This window comes from Nisaea sp., assembly GCF_040217065.1.
GTDB lineage: Bacteria > Pseudomonadota > Alphaproteobacteria > Thalassobaculales > Thalassobaculaceae > Nisaea.
The window spans coordinates 175,919-196,543 of sequence record NZ_JAVJNX010000010.1 but is presented as its reverse complement, the minus strand read 5'-3'; the positions used below and the strand labels follow the sequence as shown (position 1 = coordinate 196,543).

Below are 20,625 nucleotides of genomic sequence, written 5' to 3'. Positions count from 1 at the left end.
CCCCGCGCCCCCGTCAGAAGGACGGTGCCAGGATGAGCCTGAGCATTGCCAGACAGAGCGGATGATGCGGATCGCCGAAGGCCTCAAGTGCGGTAAAATGATCGCGATCAGGCAGATCGACACACTCGACCGGCTGCCGTTTCTCTCTCAGGGCGGCGGCAAGCTCATCCCGCTGCCGCAAATATTCCGGCCCTTCCAGGCTGCCGACCGTCAGCAGATGGGGCGGCAACCGCATCCCGGCAGCCGCCGCATCGCGCACCAGCCGGATCGGCGAAAGCGCGGTCGCGTCCTTTTCCGACAGTGACAATGCGTCATTCAGGTAACAGAGGCGGATCGGCTCCAGGTCATGCAGGCCGCTTATTGAACAGATGCCCTTAAACGTGCCCTGCGGCACTCCCGCTGGCCCCCCCATCAATGCACTGAGATGGCCGCCGGCGGAATGACCCGCCAGATAGAGCTGGCCCGGGTTTCCGCCAAAGTTGGTCGCATTTGTACCGACCCAGCTGATGGCCGCGCGGATATCGTCCGCGATATCCGCAATCGTGACCTCGGGGCACAGGCGGTAGCCGACCGAGACAAAGTTGATGTCGGCAGCGATGAAGGTCGGCGCCAGGAAATGCGCGATCGACTTGTCGCGCATGTGCCAGTAGCCGCCGTGAATGAAGATCAGCACCGGCGCGTCGCGTTTCGCTGCCGGAAAGATATCCACGCGCTGGCGCGGATGCTCGCCGTATGGCTGGTCGAGATCGGCGGAGAACTGCTTGCGCACAGCGACGCCCTCGGCCTCCCAGCGGGCGGAAATTTCCGCGCTGTTGGCGACTTTCGACCGATTGTCGTACTCGCGATCGAGCCCGGCGCGATCATAGGAATTGAAAAGAGTCATGCCCTGGTCCATCTGTGCACATCTCAGCTAACAGTGCGGGAGGCACGGCGCCGGTTCAAGGTGCTTGACCTCCGGCGTGGTCGGAAGATGATGCGGTCCATGACAGATACAGTCCCAAAACCGGGTGCCGGCGCCAGCGCGGCCTCACCGACCCAGACACATGTCGACCGGGCGATCTCCGAGTTGCGCCGCGGCGGCCTGATCCTGCTGCACGGCTCGGCAGAGGAAAGCGTGTTGCTTGTCCTGGCTGCCGAAATGGCGAATGAGAGCGGTCTTGGCGCCATGACCCGGCTCACCGGGAGCCTGCCTTCGGTCATCGTGCCAAAGAACCGGGCCCGCGACATCACCGGCAACCCAGAGCTGCCGCCCTATTCCAGCATGGCCCTGCCCCGGGGGGCCGACGCCGCCCTGATCCGGCAGATTGCCGACCCGCTGTTCGAGCCGGAGAAATTCGGTACCCCCGGCCGCGGCCTGACCGTCGTTCCGGTCCGCGCCGGCCGGCTTGGGCCGGCAGCGGTCCAGCTTTCGAAATGGGCCCGTCTGCTGCCGTCCGTCGTCGTCGCCAGGCTGACGGATGTAAAGGTCGCCGATGCCGAATCCTGGGCGCATGGGCAGGGTCTCCTGTCCGTCGCCGTTTCCGATATCGAGGATTATGTGGAAGAAAGCGCGCGGCGCCTGACCAGGGTCGCCTCGGCGCGCGTACCCCTGGCCGATGCGGAAGAATCCCGGATCGTCGCCTTCCGGCCGGCGGATGGCGGCGAGGAACACCTGGCGATTGTGGTCGGCGAGCCGGATGTCGACCGGCCGGTCCTGGTACGCCTGCATTCCGAATGCCTGACCGGCGACCTGCTGGGCAGCCTGCGCTGCGATTGCGGCGATCAACTCCGCGGCGCGCTCCGGGAAATCGGCAAGCATGGCAGCGGTATCCTGCTCTATCTGGCCCAGGAAGGCCGGGATATCGGCCTGATCAACAAGCTCCGCGCCTACCAGCTGCAGGATCTCGGCAGCGATACCATCGATGCCAACGAGCAGCTCGGTTTCGAGGCGGATGAGCGGGTTTACCTAACGGCTGCGGAGATGTTGCATCAACTCGGTGTCCGGTCCGTCAGGCTGATGACGAACAATCCGGAAAAGATTGCCCAGCTTCGCAGCTCCGGCGTCAATGTGGTCGAGCGGGTGGCGCATATTTTCCCGTCGAACACACACAACGAGGAGTACCTGCGGACCAAAGCCGTCCGTACAGGCCATCTTTTCTAGGAAATTCCGCGGTTTGAGCGTCTGTCGGCTGTTGGTACACGGCTTGCATCTTTCGGAAAGCAAAAGGAGCTTTCGCGATGGATGTCAGTCAAACGGCAGCACAACCGGCCTGGTGGTCACAATCCTTCCAGAGCGGGGAACGGGATGTGAAAGAAGATATTCGCCAGCCGGGCCGGCAGACGGATATGGCCGGCACGGCAGATGAAACCGGCTGGGGCGCCGACGGGTTCGGCTTTGATGATTTCGTCGACATCATCAACCCTCTGCAGCATCTGCCCTTCATTTCCACCCTCTACCGGGAGGTCACCGGCGACACCATTGCCCCGGCAGCCCGAACCGCGGGCGGTGCGCTGTATGGTGGCCCGGCTGGTCTGGTGGCCGGCGTGGCAAATGTGATTTTCGAAGCGGAAAATGGCTCCGATGTCGGCGCGACAATGGTTGCCGGATTGACCGGGCAGGGATCCGAACCGGCTGGCCCTGTCCCGACCGCGGCGACCTCGATCGCCGAAACACCGCCGGCGCCTGCCAAAGATCATCGCGGCTTTGCGGTCCCCGGACCGCAAACCGCCAGCGCGGATGCCGCCGCCATGACACCGGAAGCCATGGCCGCCTATGCCCGCGCCAGCGCGCTGACGGTCCCGACTCCGGGCCATGGCTCGGTCGACTGGACCAGTGGCGTGATCACGCAGCCCGCCGCCGAGTCTGACCCCGCCCTGCCATCGGTTTCCGGCGGCGGCCTCGATGCCCTGATCCGCCAGAGCCAGGCCAAGACGGCGACCCGCCGCCGCGGCACAGCCCTGCCGTCCCTGGTGCAGCCCGGCCTGAAGACCCGCGGCGCACAGGCGGCAGCAAGCCAGCAGGTCCTGCCAATCGATCCGTCCCAGCGCGTCGGCCTGGCGGATTGGATGATGAAGGCACTCGACAAATATGAAACCATGAAGGTCAGCGGTACCGGCTAAACCCGGCTGGACCGGCATCTGATCTGGAGTTCCCCTTGGACCTTGTCCTCCGTCTCGAGCAAAACGGCTCCCACAGCCTTGTGCTGGACGGGCAGGCCCTGACCTGCGCCATCGGCACGGGCGGCATACGTCAGGAAAAACGCGAGGGCGACGGGGCAACCCCGGTCGGACATTTTCCCTTCCGCCGCATCTTCTACCGGGCTGATCGACTGCCGCAACCCGTGGGATGCCCCGACGCGATTCCGATCACGGCCGATCATGGCTGGAGTGACGATCCGGCCGATCCCACGCGGTACAACCGGCTGGTCACCCTGCCCTATCCGCATTCTCACGAGCGCCTGATGCGCGCGGACGCGGTCTATGATGTCATCGTCGAGCTCGGCTACAATGATGCGCCACCGGTACCGAGCCACGGCAGCGCAATCTTCATGCATGTGGCCCGCCCCGATTACTCCGGGACCGAGGGCTGTATCGCGCTGGCTCTCGCAGATCTGCTCCGCATCCTCGAGCGGACCGCCGGAAGCGGCGCCGTTATCGTACCGGCCGGACTTGCCGGCAAGACCGGACCGTCCTAACCGGCTGGTTTGATCCGGTCCCCGAAGATGGCCGTTCCGACCCGGACATGGGTCGCGCCGAACTCGATGGCCGTCTCATAGTCTCCACTCATGCCCATGCTGAGCTTCTCCAGACCGTGCCGGCGGGCAATCTCGCGCAGCAGGGCGAAATGCAGCGCAGGCTCCTCATCGGCGGGCGGAATGCACATCAGCCCGACCAGTTTCAGGCCATGCTCATCCCGGCATGCCTTGATGAACGCGTCCGCCTCGGACGGCAGGACACCCGCCTTCTGGTCTTCCTCGCCTGTATTGACCTGCACGAAACAGTCCAGCACCCGGCCCTGCTTTGTCATTTCGGCGGCAAGGACCCGGGCGAGTTTCGGCCGGTCGACGGTCTCGATCACATCGAAAAGAGCGATGGCGTCCGCCGCCTTGTTGGTCTGCAGCGGGCCGATCAGATGCAAGGTGACATCCGGATAGCGGGCCTTCAATGCCGGCCATTTTCCCTGTGCTTCCTGCACCCGGTTCTCGCCGAACACACGCTGGCCTTCCGCCAGGGCCGCCTCGACCTTCTCGACCGGCTGCACCTTGCCGACCGCGACCAGGGTGACGTCTCCAGTCGCCCGCCCGGCCGCCTGCTCCGCCGCCGCGATCTGCGCCCTCACGGTGCGCAGATTGGCCCCGACATCAACCGTTGCCCCCGGCTCACCCACCTGCTGTTCCATCACTCTCTGTCCCATATCCGAATGCCGCGATCTCCGGCGCGAGCTCGCGCGCCGCTGCTTCCATGACAGCGCCGTAGCGTTTCCACCGCGCCACCGCGTGAGTGTAGAGCGGTTGCGTGACCTGAGCATAACTCGGCGTCGCGATATAGCCGCGCTGCCGGGCGTGCTCATGGAAATGCATCACCCGGTCATCCCAGTCCAGACCGAGAAAATCGAGCACAGGGTCCGCCGCCGCGCGCAGGTCGCGGGTCATGCCTTCATATTTCACCATGACGAAAGCCGGTTTCAAATGCTTCAGATAAAGCTCCCAGAGCCCGAATACCTCCCGGTAGAACCGGATCGTATCGGGCAGTGAGCAGAAGACCGCCATCGAGTGATTCAGGCTGAAATTCTGCATCAGGCAACTGAGGCAGACATCGCAGGGATGCCGGAGGGCAAGGATGAACCGCGCCTGCGGGAAGAGTCTGAGGATCAGGCCGACATGCACGATATTGAGCGGCATCTTGTCGACATAGATCGCGCCCGCTGACGGTGTCAGGAAGCGGTTCCGTTCGGCGAAATAGGCGGTCCGCATCTCGGCACAGATCGCGTCTGAAACCGTCTCCAGCGCCCCCGGATAGCCTGCCGATTCCGCCAGCCGCGCGGCTAGGCCGGTGATCAGAGGCCGCTCTTCCAGAACCTCCACCGCGGGATGCGCGTCAAGGACCTGGTCAAGCAATGTCGTACCGGACCGCGGGAACCCGATCAGGAACACGGGGTCCGCCTCATCATGATCCGCTTGCGGCACAGGATTTGCCCAGAAGGGCGGATCCTTGAAGGCCGTCCGGAGTGCGGCAACCTCGGCGAAAGCCCGGGACGGATCCGCCAGGCCGCCGCGAAACTGGTCCAGCTGCGTCCGGTTCGCGGTTTCGAACCAGGAGAACGCACCGGCATGGTCTCCAAGAGAGTCGAGAGACTGCGCCAGCTCGAACCCAAGGCGGTGAGTGTCCGGGCCCGTCACGGCGCCGTCCAGCGCCGTGCGCAGCCCGGCAACGGCCTCGTCGAGACGTTTCAGCCGCCGCAGGGCACGGCCTTCCAGCGCAGCCAGATTCTGCCCTGACGGCATAATGTGGAGACCCCGGCGGGCGACCGAAAGAGCGGTCTCCAGACTGGATGTTCGATCGTGCAGTTCCGCCAGCATCGCATAAGAGGCAGCCTGCATCGGGTCGAGCAGGAGCGCGCGGGTGGCGATCCGGACTGCCTGCTCCGCGTGGCCCGTATCCCGGGCAAATGTGGCCTGGGCACGCAAGGCGCGCGGATCCGTGCTGCCACGCCGGGCGATCCCGTCAAACAACAGCTCAGCGTCGTCCAGACGGCCGGTCGCAAGATACAGGCTTGCGAGATTGCTCCGGATCTCGATCCCGTCATCCTGTTTAGCCGCCCGTTCCAGCATGCTGACCGCACGGCGAAGATCGCCATTTCCACGATGGATCAGGGCGAGATTGTTGAGGACCGCGGGATCATCTCCCTGCCGCAATGCGATCTCGAGCGCGGCCACGGCCTCTTCGTGGCGTCCGGCTTCGAGCAACGCCGTACCATAGAGTTTCTGCACCGCAGCGTTTGCGCCGAGGCGGCTTGCAAGCGGATCAAGGAGGTCGAGTACTGCCGGCAGCTTGCCCAGATGCAACTGAACCTGGGCCAGGTTCACGGTGACCTGAAGTTCGGTCGGGGCGAGGGCGTGTGCCCGCTCCAGGGCCTTCGCCGCCCTGTCGAAATGCCCCCCCGACGCCTCCAGCATGCCGGCCAGATAGAATGGCCGCCAATCCGTGCCGGATTTCCGGAGAATTCTGGCGTAGCGCTCCCGCGCCTCGCGCCAGCGGCCGGAGGCCGCGAGCTTCTGGACGGGCTCGAATTCAGAGGATGGAGCAAGCATGGGTTTCGCTGCCGGTTCGGTCAGACACGGGGAGTCCCGGACTTGGAAATATAGCCGAGTTCGAGCAGCAGATCGTAATGACGCTCCGTCAACCGCTTGACCTGGTCTTCGTTTAACACCCGGCGATAACCGCCGACACCGCCTGCCCGGAAGAATTTTTGCGACTGATGCACCCGCTCGCGAAAGCCGGTCTGGCTTTCCTGCCTGGAGACCACGGAAAAGCTGCTGTTCTTTACCGCTCGCTTCAGCCGAGTCGGGTTCTTCGGTACACCGAGATAGCGCATGAAAGAGCCAAAAGCCTTCATCGGGCTTTTCACCATGTCCTCGTATTTCAGCGTCAGCGGATTGAAGTTCTCCACCGCGTGCCAACTGCGATAATGATCTGTCCAGGTACCAAGAACCTGAAACACCGCCGCCGGCGTGGTCCGCGTGGTCTGCAGACCTGAAGTCATGGCCTCGACCGCATCGTCCAGGGTGAGCCGATAATGATCTGCGTAAGAGACCGTCACGTCGAACACATTGCGCACGACATAGGCGGCACCGGCAGTGCACTCAAGATAGATGAGCGGCCGGCCCTCATGCATCATGAGCGCGTTGTGAGTCTTCACAATGCTGGTCTGTGGTTCCTGCGCCCAGGATTTCTGCAAAGGCTCACGCAATGCATGCAGCTCGGCATCGCTCATTTCCTGCAGCGGTTTTCCGGCAATCTTCTCGAAGAGCGGCCCCATCATATCGCCATAGCGGACCACACCGAGCTCGTTGATCGAGACCGGCTCCGCACTGTTGCGGAACAGGTTCTCGATAAAGACCCGGAGCCAGGTATTGCCGGACTTCGGAAAGGACGCGAGCCAGAGGATACCGCTCATGAGTTCACGCCGGTCCGGCTCATCCGCGCAGACGCCAGATCACGCGACTCTGGTCAAGCGCCTTGAGCAACGGTTCGAACTGCGCGGCACGGTCAGGGAATTTCGCACGCAGATCCGAAAGCCAGAACTCCTCGGACTTCACGATATAGTCGGCAACGGCGAAATCGTCCTTGGCGATATCGAGCGTGAAGCCTTCCCCGGTCAGCATCGCGGCCTGGCCCCTGCGGGCCAGCTTCAGCGGCCGGCGGGTCACCATGAAATTGATGTCGGGTGTACGGTCAGGCAGCGTATGCCGGACAATTTTGTCAGCGACTTTGCTCATCAGGACACTGCGCACATGGCTGTGAAACTCAGGACGGGCCATATGACTGGCAACCCGTTTCCCAAGCTCTGTTATGTAGTCTTCCATGTCTGTCCCGTCATCAAAATGTGGGATTCGTTTCCGGAAGAACTCATCCTGATGCAGGAAGGGCGCGAGCATCGAGAGCGAGGTGTGGCCATCGACATAAGTCGCGCCGAAAGACAGGTGCAGCGAGGCTGTATCGGTGGTCATTGCGTCGTGATACAGGCCCCGCGGAAGATAGAGCACGTCGCCCGGGCGCATCACGATCTGCTGCATGATTTCACCCTTCTGCTGATCATGCTGCTCGCGGGAGAAATCGCCCGGACGTACCTGCGGGACGTCGATCGCTTCGTTCACGCGGCCGCGATAGATGTTCCAGGTCTTCTCACCCTCGATCTGGACGGCAAACACGCACATCGTGTCGAAATGTGAGTGATAGGCCTGAACGCTCTTCCAGGAACAGTACGCGTTGCAGGAAACATGTGTTCCCGTAAGGCGCTCGATAAAGCGCGTCGCGTCCTGGATAGAGGGATGGATGCCCTCGATATAGTCGAGAACGAGACTGGCACCCTTGGACATCAGGAAACGGACGCGCTCCGGGTCCGGCACCAGCACGTTCATGCCCTTCCGGTCGAGCCCCGGACGGCAATATTGCTCGGACGGCAGGACGTTTCCGTCAACCGCCATCTCCATATAGTTCGCGTGCCAGAGCTTGGAGCGATTGACCAGATCGTTCATCTGATCCCAGTTGAACAGATCACTGACGGGATCGAAGGCCCCCTGCTCGAAATAGTAGGCCTTGTCCCAGTAATCCTTCAGAAACTGGTCGCGTGTGATCTTCTTGAAGAAAGTCTCGAACTGCACCGTGTCGTCCCCCCGAGCCCAGTTGGTACCGAAGGTTATATCAGGGGCAGAGCCGGTTCCAAAGAGACGGACGCCTCATTTTTCGGGAAGAGGCTGAAAAGAAAAGGGGCCGCGCGAGGCGGCCCCTTCCCGAAGTCCCTAACCCGTTTGGATTAGAAGGAGACTTTCATGCCGACGACGAAATAGGTGCCATCGGTTTCGTTGTTCGCTGCCGAAGCGGTGTTCTTGGTGGTGATCTCGGTATAACCAAGAGTGGCGGCTGCGGTGACACCCGGGCCCAGAGCGTACTTGCCGTTCAGGGTGAAGGAGTCATGCTCGCCGTCATTGGTGATCACACCACCGGTGTTGATCGCATCGCTTTCGCCGTGGAAGTAGTTCAGGCTGACGCCCCACGGACCGGTCGCATAAGCAGCACCGAGCTGGTAACCGGTTTCTTCGTCACCGCTTGTGGTGCCTTCGCTGCCGGCATATGCGCCGCCAACAGAGAAACCGCCGAAGCCGACGTTACCACCGAAGGACCAAGCAGCCGGATCGTCATTGCCGGCAACACCGTCGGTGAAAGCACCGTAACCAGCGGACAGGCCGAGGTCGAAACCATCGAAATCGCGCTTGAAGTTTGCAGCGATGGCGTAACCATCGGACACTTCACTGGTGCGATCGACGGTACCGTTGTCATCCTGACCGGATTCCGGAATGTAGGACACACCGAGCTGGAAGCCTTCGATACGCGGCGTGTAGTAGGTCAGCTTTTCGGAGTCGTTGGTCCGGTTCGGCTCAACGTTGGTGGAACCGAACGGGCTGCGGAAGAAGCCGCCGGAAGCACCGACCGAGTTCGGAACCCATGCGGTCTGGTCACCGGAGTTGATACCGATACCGTAGTCAGACGGACCGTAGTTCATCTTGTACAGCGCGGAGTTTTCGGAACCCAGGTTGATCTCACCGAAGTTGCCTGTGACGATCAGGTAGGATTCGTCGATCTGGTCGCCGGAGTTGCTGTTGGCTTCCAGCTGGACATTGATGCCGACAGAAATGCCGTTATCGAGGGTGGTCATGCCCTTGAAGTGGATTTCCGCGTCAGAGACGTTAGCGAAGCCCTGATAGTCGGCCGAGCTTTTGTCGTCGGCAGTGGTGTAGCCGAACCACTGTTCCATGTAACCACCAACGGACACTTTGAGCTTTTCAGCAGCGTCCGCGGACGGCGCAGCGATCATGCCAGCGGCAACAATCGCAGTCGTTCCGAGAAGAATCTTTTTCATTTTTTCCCCTACTCCCGAGAGTCGTCGGTTGAAGTAACGCGGTCAGTTGTTTACAGAAAATCTGCTTAACCCCCTAACCTGACGTCACAGCATCACTATTCTTTCGCCATTTGACCGTCAAGGAAGACAGGCGGGGCCTTTATGCAAAACTGTCTCAATGTGGCTAAAATGCCACAAATCAGCGGTCTGGCCTGGATTTATCCAGAATCTAGCCTGCGGAAGCAGTGTGGTCATATGTCAAGTTGTTCACGGGCAGGAGAAACGGTAAAAGGCCTCTCGACCGTTTCAAAACGCGAGTGCGAGTCTTGACTGATATGAAAGTTCCAGGCCTTTCGAGGATAAGCAGGCGATTTCGCTTTCTGGCACTGCTTGGGTTGGTGTCGCTGACGGCGTGTGAGGGATCAGATGTTCAGTATGAATATCCGCGGACCGGCGCCGGCGGCAAACCAACCTATGAGAAAGAAGAAAAGATATTCGGTGAGGATGGCTTCTCGCTGCTCGGTGACAGCACCGACAACCAGCAGGCGTCTCTGGGCTCCGGCATCGCGGTCAACAGCTACCTTTGGCGGGCGTCGCTCGATACGATCTCTTTCATGCCTCTCGCCTCGGCCGATCCGTTTGGCGGTGTCATCATCACCGACTGGTATTCGCCGCCGGACACACCGACCGAGCGCTTCAAGATCAACATCTTCATCCTCGACCGGGCATTGCGGTCGGACGGCATCAGAGCGAAAGTCTTCAAGCAGAAGCTCGTGTCATCCGGCCAGTGGCAGGATCTCGGGACGGAGGAGAAACTGCACCGGGACCTTGAAGACGCGATCCTGACGCGGGCGCGGCAGTTGCGGATCGGTTCCACCAAGAACTGATCTTGTTCGCCCAGAATGAGTTTGGCGCGGCCCCATGCGGGCCGGGCCATGAGACGACCAGGCGCAGGGCGCCACCGACCAAGGCCAAGAAATGTCCCGTTACAATTTCCGCGAAACCGAAGCGAAATGGCAGCGCACCTGGGAAGAAAAGCACTGCTTTGAAGTGACGGAGGATCCGGACAAGCCGAAATATTATGTGCTTGAGATGTTCCCCTACCCGTCGGGACGGATCCATATGGGGCACGTCCGGAACTACACGCTCGGCGACCTCGTTGCCCGCTACAAGAAAGCCAGGGGCTTCAACGTCCTGCACCCGATGGGCTGGGACGCCTTCGGTCTGCCGGCGGAGAACGCAGCCTTCGAGCGCGGCGTGCATCCGGCGAAATGGACGCACGAGAACATCGCCTCCATGCGCGAGCAGCTCAAGACCATGGGCTTGTCCTATGACTGGCGCCGCGAGATCGCGACCTGCGATCCGGACTATTACCAGCACGAACAGAAGATGTTCATCGACTTCTACAAGGCGGGTCTCGCCTACAAGAAGGAAAGCTGGGTCAATTGGGATCCGGTCGAGAACACCGTATTGGCGAACGAGCAGGTCATCGACGGCATGGGCTGGCGCTCCGGCGCGCCTGTCGAGAAACGCCTGCTCTCCCAGTGGTTTCTGAAGATCACGGAATATGCCGAGGACCTGCTGCAGGCGCTGGAAGGGCTGGACCGCTGGCCGGACCGGGTCACCCTGATGCAGCACAACTGGATCGGCAAATCCGAGGGCGCCCGCGTGTTCTTCAAGCTGAAGGATGCGGAGGACAAGCTCGAGGTCTTCACCACACGGCCCGACACGCTCTACGGCGCCTCCTTCTGCGCGATCGCGGCGAACCATCCGATCGCGGCCAAGGTGGCTGAAAACAATCCCGCCCTCGGCGAATTCATCGCCGAATGCAACCGCATGGGCACCAGCGAGACCGAGATCGAAACCGCCGAGAAAAAGGGCTTCGATACCGGCCTCACGGTCACCCATCCGTTGGACGACAGCTGGGAGCTGCCGGTCTATGTCGCGAATTTCGTGCTCATGGAATATGGCACTGGCGCCATTTTCGGCTGCCCGGCGCATGATCAGCGCGATCTGGATTTCGCCCGGAAGTACGACCTGCCGGTAACTCCCGTGGTCCTGCCGCCGGAAGCCGATGCCGATAGTTTCGAAGTCGGCACCGAAGCCTATACCGGCCCCGGCAAGATCTACAATTCGGACTTCCTGGATGGTTTGTCGGTGGAAGACGCCAAAGCGAAAGTCGCCGAGCGCCTGCAGGGTGCCGGACAGGGCGAGAAGACCACGACCTATCGTCTGCGCGACTGGGGCGTGTCCCGTCAGCGCTATTGGGGCTGCCCGGTTCCCTTCATCCATTGCCCGGATTGCGGCGAGGTTCCGGTCCCTGAAGCCGACCTACCGGTCGAACTGCCGGAGGATGTCGATTTCGAGGGTACCGGCAATCCGCTGGACCGGCATCCGACCTGGAAGCATGTCAGCTGCCCGCGCTGCGGCGGCAAGGCGGAGCGCGAGACCGATACGTTCGACACTTTCTTCGAATCCTCCTGGTACTTCGCCCGTTTCGCCGATGCCAAGGCAGAGAGTGCCTTTTCCAAGGAAGCGGCCGAATACTGGCTTCCGGTGGATCAATATATCGGCGGTATCGAGCATGCGGTCCTGCACCTGCTCTATTCCCGCTTCTTCACCCGCGCCCTCCGCAAATGCGGCTATCTCGATCTCGACGAGCCGTTCGCCGGCCTGATGACCCAGGGCATGGTCTGCCACGAGACCTTCAAGGACCAGAACGGCGCATGGCTGTTCCCGACAGATGTCCGCAAGGAAGGCGACGGCTACGTCACGATCAAGGACGGCGCACCGGTCAAGACCGGCCGCATCGAGAAGATGAGCAAGTCGAAGCGCAACGTGGTCGATCCGGAAAATATCATCGGGTCCTACGGTGCGGACACGGCCCGCCTGTTCATGCTGTCGGATTCTCCGCCGGAGCGGGATCTGGAATGGACGGAATCCGGGGTTGAGGGCGCCTGGCGCTATCTCAGCCGGCTCTGGCGTCTGATCACCGAGCCGGCGAAGCCGTTCGCCCCGCACGGAACGCCACGGCCGGCGCATATCAGTGCCGCAGCGGAAGCGGCCGAACGCGCCACCCACAAGGCGATCAAGGCGATTGGCGAGGCGGTCGAACGGTTCCGCTTCAACACCGCCGTCGCCCAGGTCCGGGAGCTCAGCAACAGTCTCGCGGAACTCGACGGCGAGGACGATGGCTCCGCCTGGGCGCGCCGCTTCGGCTACGAAACGCTGGTCCGGCTGATCGAGCCGATGGTGCCGCATATCGCCGAGGAACTCTGGCTGCAGCTTGGCGGCGACGGCATGCTGACCGACCGGCCCTGGCCGGACTTCGATGAAAGCCTCGTCACTGACGACACGCTGACCATCGGCGTCCAGGTCAACGGCAAGCTGCGGGGCACCATCGAAGTGGCGCGCGATGCGGACAAGGCTCTGGTCGAGGAAGCGGCGCTGGCTGTCGAGAATGTCCGGAAGATCCTGGAAGGCAATGCCCCGCGCCGCGTGATCGTGGTGCCGAACAAGATTGTGAATATCGTTGCCTAGGGCGCTGACAGTCCCGACCCTTCTGCTGCTGCTGGCGCTGGGCGCCTGCGGTTTCCAGCCCGTCTACGGGACACGCGGCACCGGCAGCGCAAGCAGCAGCGTAACGGCGGACCTGGCGGCGATCAGTATCGGACCGATCGCGGATCGGCGCGGCCAGCTTCTGCGCAACAGCCTGCGGGACAAGCTGACACCGCGGGGCGTGCCGGCGCGAGCCCGGTTCAGGCTTGATGTCAGCCTGACCGAGAACCGGTCCGATCTGGTGATCCTGAAGGATTCCACCTCGACCTTCTCCAAGGTCCGGTTCATCGCGGAATTCGTTCTGGTCGATCTGGCGACCAACCAGCCGGTACATCGCGGCCGGTCCGAATCCACCACGACCTTCAACCGGGTGGAATCCGATTTTGCCATTCTCGCGGCCGAAAAGGACGCGCGGCGCCGGGCCGCCGACGAGATCGGCGAGGATATCCGGCTCCGGCTCGGACTTTATTTCGACCGCACCCGCGGCAGCTGACCGGGACGGGTAATGAAACTGAAATCCAACGAGATTGCCGGTTTCATCCGTCGCCCGCCGGACGGCATCGGGGCCGTTCTGATCTATGGCGCCGATGGCGGTCAGGTCCGGGAAGTTTCCGACAAGATCGGCAAAACCATCGTCGAGGATCTGTCCGACCCGTTTCAGGTCGCGGATCTGTCCCCGGAAGCGCTGAAAGACGAGCCCAGCCGGATCGCCGACGAGGCCGCCGCCATCTCCCTGACCGGCGGCCGGCGCCTGGTCCGCTTGCGTGGGGCGACGGACGCCGCGACGGCATCGGCCGAACTCGCGCTGAGTGCGGTTACCGGCGACAGCATGATCATCATCGAGGCCGGCGCTCTCGAAGCCCGCTCGAAACTCCGCAAGCTTTTCGAGACCAGCAAGAACGCGGCGGCCATCCCCTGCTATCTCGACAGCGGCGCGGGACTTGACGCGGTGATCCGCGAAACGCTCGGCTCTTTCGAGGTCCGGGCCACGCCGGATGCCCATGCCTACATGATGGAGCATCTTGGCGGCGACCGGCGGGTCACGCGGTCCGAGCTGGAGAAGCTGGCGCTCTATGTCGGCCGGGGCGGCGAAGCGAGCCTGCTGGACGCGCAGAACATGGTCGGGGACAGCAGCGCCCTCGCTCTGGACCAGATCGCACTGGCCGTGGCCAGCGGCGATGTCGCCGCGGCGGACCGGCTGCTCCGGCGCGGGTACGCCGACGGACTTAATCCGGTCGGCGTCCTGCGGGCGGTGATCCGGCATTTTCAGCGCCTGCACCGGGCGGCCGCCCATATTGCCGCGGGCGACAATCCCGACCAGGCCGTTCTGAAATTGCGGCCGCCTCTGTTCTTTGCCGTGAAGCCGGCTTTCATGGCCCAGCTGCGATCCTGGCCGATTCAGCGGTTGCGACTGGCGCTGAGCAGGCTGTCTGAAGCTGAGACGCTCTGTAAGTCCACAGGAATGCCCGATCTCTCTGTTGCGGGGCAGACCCTGCTGGGACTTGCCTACAGTGCCGCCAGAGGGCGTCCTAGAGGGTCGCGATAATCCGGTTCAGACCGGTTTTACCGTATCGCCCTCTTTCATCAGGTCGCTGAAGTCGATGGAGTTGCCATCGGCATTGGCAATCTCGTTCGCCGTTTCCTGATCGTAGTCCGGCACGTCCGCCAGAAACCCAGACATGGCCGGTGCGCTCATGTCGGCCGACACCGTTCGCGGCGCGCTCAGGATGACCAGCAGCGAGTCCAGCTGCTCCAGACTCTCGTACCGGATCATCAGGGCGCCGGACTGTCCGTCGACGCCGGTGGCGATTTCCACATGCAGCCCGAGCTTCTGCGACAGATCGTTCTCCAGCGCCTTCGTATCGGCATCCTTCTCGGCCGGCTGCTTTTGCCGCGGCTGGCGGGGACCGGAGGAGGATCCGGGCTGCTTCTCCTTCTGCACCAGACGTTCCGTCTCGCGCACATTGAGCTGGCGCCGGACAACGTCCGCAACCAATACCGCCGGGTTCTCCGCGGTCAGCAGCGCCCGGGCATGACCGGCCGAGATATCGCCGGCTTCCAGATGCGTCCTGACCTCTGTCGGTAGTGCCAGGAGACGCATTGTGTTGGCGACGTGACTCCGGCTCTTTCCAACGGCTTTTGCGACATCGGACTGGGAGTGTCCGTGGCCGTCCACGAGGCGCTGGTAGCCCTCCGCTTCCTCCAGTGGATTGAGATCCTCGCGCTGCACATTCTCGATGATCGCGATCTCGAGGGCCTCGCGGTCATCGAACTCGCGGATCTGCGCCGGGATCTCGTGCAGCTGGGCCCGCTGGGCCGCCCGCCAGCGGCGTTCGCCGGCGATGATCTCGAACGTGCCGTCCCGGTCCGGATCCCGCCGCAGCAGGATCGGCTGCAGGACACCCTTCTCGCGAATGCTCTCGGCAAGGGCCTCGAGCTCGTCCTCGTTGAAAATGCGGCGCGGCTGGAAACGGCCCGGATGGACATGCTCGATCGGCACCGTCCGGCTTTGCTGCATCCGGTCGACCGAACCGGTCTGCGAGCCGTCCTCGCCGAGCAGGGAGGCAAGCCCCCGTCCGAGGCGGCGTTTCTTGGCGCTGCCCTCTTCCATACTCACGCGGCAATGCTCCTTTCGCGCTTCATCACCTCGCTGGCCAGATGGATATAGGCCTGCGAGCCGGTGCAGCGCATATCATAGACAATCACCGGCAGCCCGTGGGACGGGGCTTCCGAGATCCGCACATTGCGCGGAATCACCGTCCGGTAAACCTTGTCCCCGAAATGCTCCCGCACATCCTCGGCCACCGCAAGGGAGAGATTGTTCCGGCGATCGAACATGGTCAGCACCACGCCCTGGATTTCCAGGTCCGGGTTGAAGGCCTGGCGGATCCGCTCGATGGTCCGCATCAGCTGGCTCAGGCCTTCCAGCGCATAGAACTCGCATTGCAGCGGCACCAGCACCGCGTCGGCGGCGACCAGCGCGTTCAGGGTCAGCAGACCAAGCGACGGCGGGCAGTCGATCAGAATGTAGTCATATGTGTTCCGGCCGGCAGCGAGATGCCGGACCAGAGCCTCGCGCAGACGGAACTCCCGGTCTTCCATGGTGACCAGTTCGATCTCCGCGCCGGACAGGTGGACGGAGGACGGCACGATGGAGAGGCGGGGAACATCGGTTTGCGTGATCGCTTCGGAAATCGGCGAAGCGCCGATCAGGACCGAGTAGGAGTCATTCTCGCGATTGTTGCGCGGCACGCCGAGACCGGTGCTGGCATTGCCCTGCGGATCGAGATCGATCACCAGGACCTTTTTCTGACAGGCGGCAAGCGCGGTCGCGAGGTTGATGGCTGTTGTCGTCTTGCCAACCCCGCCTTTTTGATTAACAACCGCCAAAATTCGGGGCGCTACGGCTGCATCACCCCTCAGCACCATTGCTTCTGACATATGATATGCCCTCCAAGCGCAAGAGACATCCCTCGGGGTCCGACCAGCTCGGGGTGAGGGTTTCAGCCATATTCCACCTTTCCCGAGCAGTAGTCAATTCCTTCTGGATAGCCCTACCCTTCAGGAAGAGACAACACCCGTCATTCTTGAGGTGTGGCTTGGAGTAGTCGAGTAATACATCGACTGTCGCGAGAGCACGCGCCGAGACTACATCTACATCTAGCGGTTCAAGTTCCTCAATTCTACAAGAGTGAACCGTCGCCTGGGCGCCGCAGGTCCGGGCAACCTCCCGCAGAAAGACCGATTTGCGCTGATCCGATTCACACAGATGCACGTCCCGCGCGCCCATGATCGCGAGGACCATGCCGGGGAAGCCGGCGCCGCTTCCAAGGTCGAGAATGCGCGTGTGGTTATGCGGCAGCTCGGGAAAGACCTGCGCGGAATCCAGAAAATGCCGGCGCCAGATATCGCTGAGCGTGTTTTTGGATACCAGATTGATGGCCCGCTGATAGCGTTCGACCATCTCGGCATAGATTTTCAGCCTCTCCAGCGTTTCACGTGAAACGCCGGCACGGGCGGCAAACTCTTCAGGGTTCACGGTGTCTTCGTCCTCAGGGGCTTCGTCTTTAGGGGCGCGCCTTCAGGCGGCGTCTTGTTTGGCCTGCCGCCGGACATACCGCAGCAGCAGGATGACGGCTGCGGGCGTGACCCCGTCGATCCGGGCCGCCTGCCCGATGGTGCGCGGCGCCACCTTGGTAAACTTCTCCCGCACCTCGTTGGAAAGGCCGGAGATAGCGGCATAGTCGAGGCCTGCCGGGATCTCGAGCCCCTCGTCCCGGCGATAAGCCGCAACGTCTACCTCCTGCCGCTCTATATAGCCGGCATATTGTGCATCGATCTGCACCTGTTCAGCCACCGCCGGCTCCAGGCCGCCGAGCTCGGGCCAGAGCGCAACGAGCGCATCCCAGCCGACCGTCCGATAGCCAAGCAGGTCGTAGGCACTGCGCCAGATGCCATCCTGGTTGATCTTGATTCCGGCTTTCTGCAGCGCGTTGGGTGTATCGCCGAGCTTCAGGGCCAGCGCCCGCCCCTGCTGGATCGCGCCAAGTTTCGTTTCGAACAACCTTGCCCGCTCCGCACCGACACAGCATGTTTCCATGCCCTTCTGCGTAAGCCGCTGATCCGCATTGTCCGCCCTGAGCCGCAGCCGGTATTCCGCGCGGGATGTCAGCATGCGATAGGGCTCGCTCACCCCCTTGGTCACCAGATCGTCGATCAGAACGCCGATATAGGCATCAGCGCGATCCAGAACGAAGTCCCGGTCCTGGCCGCCGGTCCGGAGCGCGGCATTCACACCGGCCATCAGACCCTGCGCCGCGGCTTCTTCATATCCCGTCGTTCCGTTGATCTGCCCGGCAAAGTAAAGCCCGGGGATCTTCTTGGTCGCCAGAGTGTGGGAGAGCTCGCGCGGGTCCACATAATCGTACTCGATGGCGTATCCGGGGCGGATGATCCGGGCATTCTCCAGACCGGGAATGGTCTTGAACATTGCCGCCTGAACATCCGCCGGTAGCGATGTCGAAATACCGTTCGGATAGACGGTCGGATCGTCAAGTCCCTCAGGCTCAAGAAAAATCTGATGCTGAGAGCGATCCTCAAAGCGGACCACCTTATCTTCTATAGAGGGACAGTAGCGCGGCCCGACCCCCTCGATCCGGCCGCCATACATCGCCGAGCGGTGCAAATTGTCCCGGATGACCTGATGGGTTTCCGGGTTCGTGTAGGTGATATGGCAGCTGATCTGCGGCACCGTGATGCGGTCCGTCAGATAGGAAAACGGCTCGGGCGGATCATCCGCCTTCTGCTCCTGCAGGCCGGACCAGTCGATTGTCGTCCCGTCCAGCCGCGCGGGCGTCCCGGTCTTCAGGCGGCCGAGCCTGAAGCCGAAGCGTGCCAGGGTCTCTGCCAGCGCGACGGACGGCGCATCGCCCACCCGGCCGGCCGGGCGCCGTTCCTCGCCCAGATGAATCTCGCCGCGCAGGAACGTGCCGGTCGTCAGCACGACGGCACCGGCTTTGATCTCCCGGCCGCCATCGACAACGATGCCGGCAATCGCACCGGACTCATCCAGCAGCAGGTCTTCGACGGACGCCGCTTCGATCGTCAGGTTTTCCTGATTTTCAAGCAGGTCCCGGATCGCCGCTCGATACAGCGCCCGGTCCGCCTGGGCCCGCGGGCCGCGCACGGCCGGGCCCTTGCTCCTGTTCAGCATGCGGAACTGGATGCCCGCCCGGTCGATGGCCCGGCCCATGATGCCGTCCAGCGCATCCACTTCGCGCACGAGGTGGCCCTTGCCGAGCCCCCCGATTGCCGGGTTGCAGGACATCTCACCGATGGTCTCGATCTTGTGGGTGGCGAGAAGCGTTCGGGCGCCCATCCGGGCCGCCGCCGCGGCCGCTTCGCAGCCTGCATGGCCGCCACCAACGACTATCACGTCGTACATCGCGTCCGTCTCCGGATCAGTGCGGAAAATCTGTGGCCCAAAATGCTGCGGCGCCCGGCAAAAGGCAATCTCTGTTTCGCGATATCCGCCCTGCATGTTTCACGTGAAACGGGGGCTCTATTTGCCGATGCAGAACTCAGAGAACACAAGATCGAGGATTTCCTCGATATCGACCGCGCCCGTCACGCGTCCCAACGCCCGCACCGCCAATCGTAAATCCTCGGCCACGAGGCCGTATTCAACATCAAACTCATCCGCCTCGAACCCGCATTGCGCCAAAGCGCGGCGCAAATGCTCCAGGGATTCCGTCAATCCTTCACGGTGCCGGGCCCGTGTAAGGGCCGGCGCTTCACCCAGATCCATCAGGATTGCCGCTTTCTCGGCGATCATGGCCATAAGCCCGTCCATGCCCTCACCCGTCGCCACGGAAATCGCAACATGGTCTTTATCAAGCAGGCCTCGTTCAGCACCGGATAGCAAATCAGCCTTGGTCGCGATCAAGATTCGTTCGGCATGTCCGGAGGCCGGCACCGCCTCTTCCCCTTCGCGGATAGACTGCGCATCCGCCAGATCGAGGACCAGGTCAGCCGTCTCAGCCCAGGCCCGGGCCCGTCGTATACCCTCGGATTCGATAAAGTCCGCCCCTTCTCGCAGTCCTGCCGTATCCGCTACCAGGACCGGATACCCGGATATGTCCAGATGGATCTCGATGATGTCGCGTGTCGTACCCGCTACGTCGGACACTATCGCCGCATCCCTTTTGCAGAGCCAGTTCAGGAGGGAAGACTTACCGGCGTTCGGGGGGCCTATAATGGCCATACGCAGGCCGTCTCGAAGGCGCTCGCCCCGTCCGCCATCATCCAGATGGGCCGATATCGACGCATCAAGGTCATACACTTGGCCACGGATCCCGTCCCAGACCTCTTGAGGCAGATCCTCGTCCGGAAAATCGACCAGCGCCTCGATATGGCCGAGCACCCGGAGCATCCGTTGCCGCCAATCCTGATAGAGCGCGCCCAATGCCCCCCGGCTTTGACGCCTCGCCTGAAGCCGTTGGGCCTCGGTCTCCGCATCCACCAGGTCGGCGATGCCTTCCGCCGCTGTCAGATCCATCTTGCCGTTGAGCACGGCGCGGCGGGAGAATTCGCCCGGCGCGGCCATGCGGTATCCCGGCTGGGCCGCCAGTGCCCGCAGCATCGCCGTTTCCACGGCCCGGCCGCCGTGCATCTGGTACTCCACCACATCCTCGCCGGTAAAGCTGGCCGGGCCGGGAAAAGCCAGAACCAGACCGTCATCAATCGCGGCGCCACCGTCCGAGACCGTCGCCCGCACGGCCATCCGCGGCTCAATGCCGATCAGGCCCGTCAGGCGCTGCAATCCCTCGAATGCCGCCGGGCCCGAGACCCGGAACATGGAGACACCCGCCCGCCCCGCTGCCGTGGCAAGCGCGTAAATCGTCTCGTCCACCGATCCGTTCATCCCGTTCCCAACTCCCGTGCCATACACAGCGCTGGACCTCATGGGT

18 protein-coding genes are annotated in these 20,625 nt (G+C 62.6%); 7 read left to right on the top strand and 11 right to left on the bottom strand.

Features of this window, described 5'->3' with window-relative positions; all coding sequences use genetic code 11:
• Positions 1-13 precede the first annotated feature (13 nt).
• On the bottom strand, positions 14-883 hold the full coding sequence (locus RH950_RS16960; RefSeq protein WP_350058891.1) for an alpha/beta hydrolase: 870 nt from the start codon (positions 881-883) through the stop codon (positions 14-16).
• Between the two features lie 99 nt (positions 884-982).
• Between RH950_RS16960 and ribA the strand changes: the two genes are divergently transcribed.
• The 3 genes from ribA (at position 983) to RH950_RS16945 (ending at position 3,674) form a co-directional block, all read left to right on the top strand.
• Positions 983-2,140, top strand: coding sequence for a GTP cyclohydrolase II (gene ribA / locus RH950_RS16955; RefSeq protein WP_350058889.1), 1,158 nt, complete (start codon positions 983-985; stop codon positions 2,138-2,140).
• 77 nt (positions 2,141-2,217) lie between these two features.
• Positions 2,218-3,099 carry a hypothetical protein gene (locus tag RH950_RS16950; RefSeq protein WP_350058887.1) on the top strand — a complete coding sequence of 294 codons (882 nt, stop codon included), beginning with the start codon at positions 2,218-2,220 and terminating at the stop codon, positions 3,097-3,099.
• A gap of 35 nt (positions 3,100-3,134) precedes the next feature.
• Positions 3,135-3,674: a L,D-transpeptidase family protein gene (locus RH950_RS16945; protein WP_350058885.1), complete on the top strand. Its 540-nt coding sequence runs from the start codon at positions 3,135-3,137 to the stop codon at positions 3,672-3,674.
• Here RH950_RS16945 and RH950_RS16940 read toward each other — a convergent pair.
• The 5 genes from RH950_RS16940 to RH950_RS16920 all read right to left on the bottom strand — a co-directional run bounded on the left by RH950_RS16940 (position 3,671) and on the right by RH950_RS16920 (position 9,619).
• Positions 3,671-4,378 (bottom strand): YggS family pyridoxal phosphate-dependent enzyme, encoded by a 708-nt coding sequence (locus RH950_RS16940; RefSeq protein ID WP_350058883.1) that lies wholly within the window; start codon positions 4,376-4,378, stop codon positions 3,671-3,673. The genes RH950_RS16945 and RH950_RS16940 overlap by 4 nt on opposite strands.
• Positions 4,359-6,290 carry a tetratricopeptide repeat-containing sulfotransferase family protein gene (locus tag RH950_RS16935; protein WP_350058881.1) on the bottom strand — a complete coding sequence of 644 codons (1,932 nt, stop codon included), beginning with the start codon at positions 6,288-6,290 and terminating at the stop codon, positions 4,359-4,361. The genes RH950_RS16940 and RH950_RS16935 overlap by 20 nt, the downstream gene beginning before the upstream one ends.
• A 20-nt stretch (positions 6,291-6,310) precedes the next feature.
• A complete protein-coding gene (locus tag RH950_RS16930) occupies positions 6,311-7,156 on the bottom strand; it encodes a sulfotransferase domain-containing protein (protein WP_350058879.1) in 846 nt (281 codons plus the stop codon).
• 19 nt (positions 7,157-7,175) lie between these two features.
• Positions 7,176-8,363 (bottom strand): JmjC domain-containing protein, encoded by a 1,188-nt coding sequence (locus RH950_RS16925; RefSeq protein WP_350058877.1) that lies wholly within the window; start codon positions 8,361-8,363, stop codon positions 7,176-7,178.
• A gap of 152 nt (positions 8,364-8,515) precedes the next feature.
• The gene (locus tag RH950_RS16920; protein ID WP_350058875.1) at positions 8,516-9,619 is read right to left on the bottom strand and encodes a porin; all 1,104 of its coding nucleotides are present in this window, start codon (positions 9,617-9,619) and stop codon (positions 8,516-8,518) included.
• Positions 9,620-9,996: 377 nt separating this feature from the next.
• On the opposite strand from RH950_RS16920, the gene RH950_RS16915 reads away from it, so the two are divergent.
• From RH950_RS16915 to holA, 4 genes are all read left to right on the top strand, one after another.
• Complete coding sequence (locus RH950_RS16915; protein WP_350058873.1) at positions 9,997-10,485, top strand: DUF3576 domain-containing protein; 489 nt, start codon at positions 9,997-9,999, stop codon at positions 10,483-10,485.
• Positions 10,486-10,576: 91 nt separating this feature from the next.
• On the top strand, positions 10,577-13,138 hold the full coding sequence (leuS, locus tag RH950_RS16910) for a leucine--tRNA ligase (RefSeq protein ID WP_350058871.1): 2,562 nt from the start codon (positions 10,577-10,579) through the stop codon (positions 13,136-13,138).
• Positions 13,131-13,649 carry an LPS assembly lipoprotein LptE gene (gene lptE / locus RH950_RS16905; protein WP_350058869.1) on the top strand — a complete coding sequence of 173 codons (519 nt, stop codon included), beginning with the start codon at positions 13,131-13,133 and terminating at the stop codon, positions 13,647-13,649. The genes leuS and lptE overlap by 8 nt, the downstream gene beginning before the upstream one ends.
• A gap of 12 nt (positions 13,650-13,661) precedes the next feature.
• On the top strand, positions 13,662-14,702 hold the full coding sequence (gene holA, locus RH950_RS16900) for a DNA polymerase III subunit delta (protein WP_350058867.1): 1,041 nt from the start codon (positions 13,662-13,664) through the stop codon (positions 14,700-14,702).
• A 6-nt stretch (positions 14,703-14,708) separates the two neighbouring features.
• Here holA and RH950_RS16895 read toward each other — a convergent pair whose 3' ends face one another.
• From RH950_RS16895 to mnmE, 5 genes are all read right to left on the bottom strand, one after another.
• The gene (locus RH950_RS16895) at positions 14,709-15,767 is read right to left on the bottom strand and encodes a ParB/RepB/Spo0J family partition protein (protein ID WP_350059171.1); all 1,059 of its coding nucleotides are present in this window, start codon (positions 15,765-15,767) and stop codon (positions 14,709-14,711) included.
• Between the two features lie 2 nt (positions 15,768-15,769).
• Positions 15,770-16,597, bottom strand: coding sequence for a ParA family protein (locus tag RH950_RS16890; RefSeq protein WP_350058865.1), 828 nt, complete (start codon positions 16,595-16,597; stop codon positions 15,770-15,772).
• The gene (rsmG, locus tag RH950_RS16885; protein ID WP_350058863.1) at positions 16,569-17,195 is read right to left on the bottom strand and encodes a 16S rRNA (guanine(527)-N(7))-methyltransferase RsmG; all 627 of its coding nucleotides are present in this window, start codon (positions 17,193-17,195) and stop codon (positions 16,569-16,571) included. Before rsmG ends, RH950_RS16890 begins: the two co-directional genes overlap by 29 nt.
• Before the next feature lie 42 nt (positions 17,196-17,237).
• Positions 17,238-19,100: a tRNA uridine-5-carboxymethylaminomethyl(34) synthesis enzyme MnmG gene (mnmG, locus tag RH950_RS16880; protein WP_350058862.1), complete on the bottom strand. Its 1,863-nt coding sequence runs from the start codon at positions 19,098-19,100 to the stop codon at positions 17,238-17,240.
• A 117-nt stretch (positions 19,101-19,217) separates the two neighbouring features.
• Positions 19,218-20,579: a tRNA uridine-5-carboxymethylaminomethyl(34) synthesis GTPase MnmE gene (gene mnmE, locus RH950_RS16875; RefSeq protein ID WP_350058861.1), complete on the bottom strand. Its 1,362-nt coding sequence runs from the start codon at positions 20,577-20,579 to the stop codon at positions 19,218-19,220.
• Between the last annotated feature and the right edge of the window lie 46 nt (positions 20,580-20,625).

Coding starts and splice junctions, on each gene's coding strand:
- RH950_RS16960 (WP_350058891.1), bottom strand. CDS start 883: ATGACTCTTTTCAATTCCTATGATCGCGCCGGGCTCGATCGCGAGTAC.
- ribA (WP_350058889.1), top strand. CDS start 983: ATGACAGATACAGTCCCAAAACCGGGTGCCGGCGCCAGCGCGGCCTCA.
- RH950_RS16950 (WP_350058887.1), top strand. CDS start 2,218: ATGGATGTCAGTCAAACGGCAGCACAACCGGCCTGGTGGTCACAATCC.
- RH950_RS16940 (WP_350058883.1), bottom strand. CDS start 4,378: ATGGAACAGCAGGTGGGTGAGCCGGGGGCAACGGTTGATGTCGGGGCC.
- RH950_RS16935 (WP_350058881.1), bottom strand. CDS start 6,290: ATGCTTGCTCCATCCTCTGAATTCGAGCCCGTCCAGAAGCTCGCGGCC.
- RH950_RS16930 (WP_350058879.1), bottom strand. CDS start 7,156: ATGAGCGGTATCCTCTGGCTCGCGTCCTTTCCGAAGTCCGGCAATACC.
- RH950_RS16920 (WP_350058875.1), bottom strand. CDS start 9,619: ATGAAAAAGATTCTTCTCGGAACGACTGCGATTGTTGCCGCTGGCATG.
- leuS (WP_350058871.1), top strand. CDS start 10,577: ATGTCCCGTTACAATTTCCGCGAAACCGAAGCGAAATGGCAGCGCACC.
- holA (WP_350058867.1), top strand. CDS start 13,662: ATGAAACTGAAATCCAACGAGATTGCCGGTTTCATCCGTCGCCCGCCG.
- RH950_RS16895 (WP_350059171.1), bottom strand. CDS start 15,767: ATGGAAGAGGGCAGCGCCAAGAAACGCCGCCTCGGACGGGGGCTTGCC.
- RH950_RS16890 (WP_350058865.1), bottom strand. CDS start 16,597: ATGTCAGAAGCAATGGTGCTGAGGGGTGATGCAGCCGTAGCGCCCCGA.
- mnmG (WP_350058862.1), bottom strand. CDS start 19,100: ATGTACGACGTGATAGTCGTTGGTGGCGGCCATGCAGGCTGCGAAGCG.
- mnmE (WP_350058861.1), bottom strand. CDS start 20,579: ATGAACGGATCGGTGGACGAGACGATTTACGCGCTTGCCACGGCAGCG.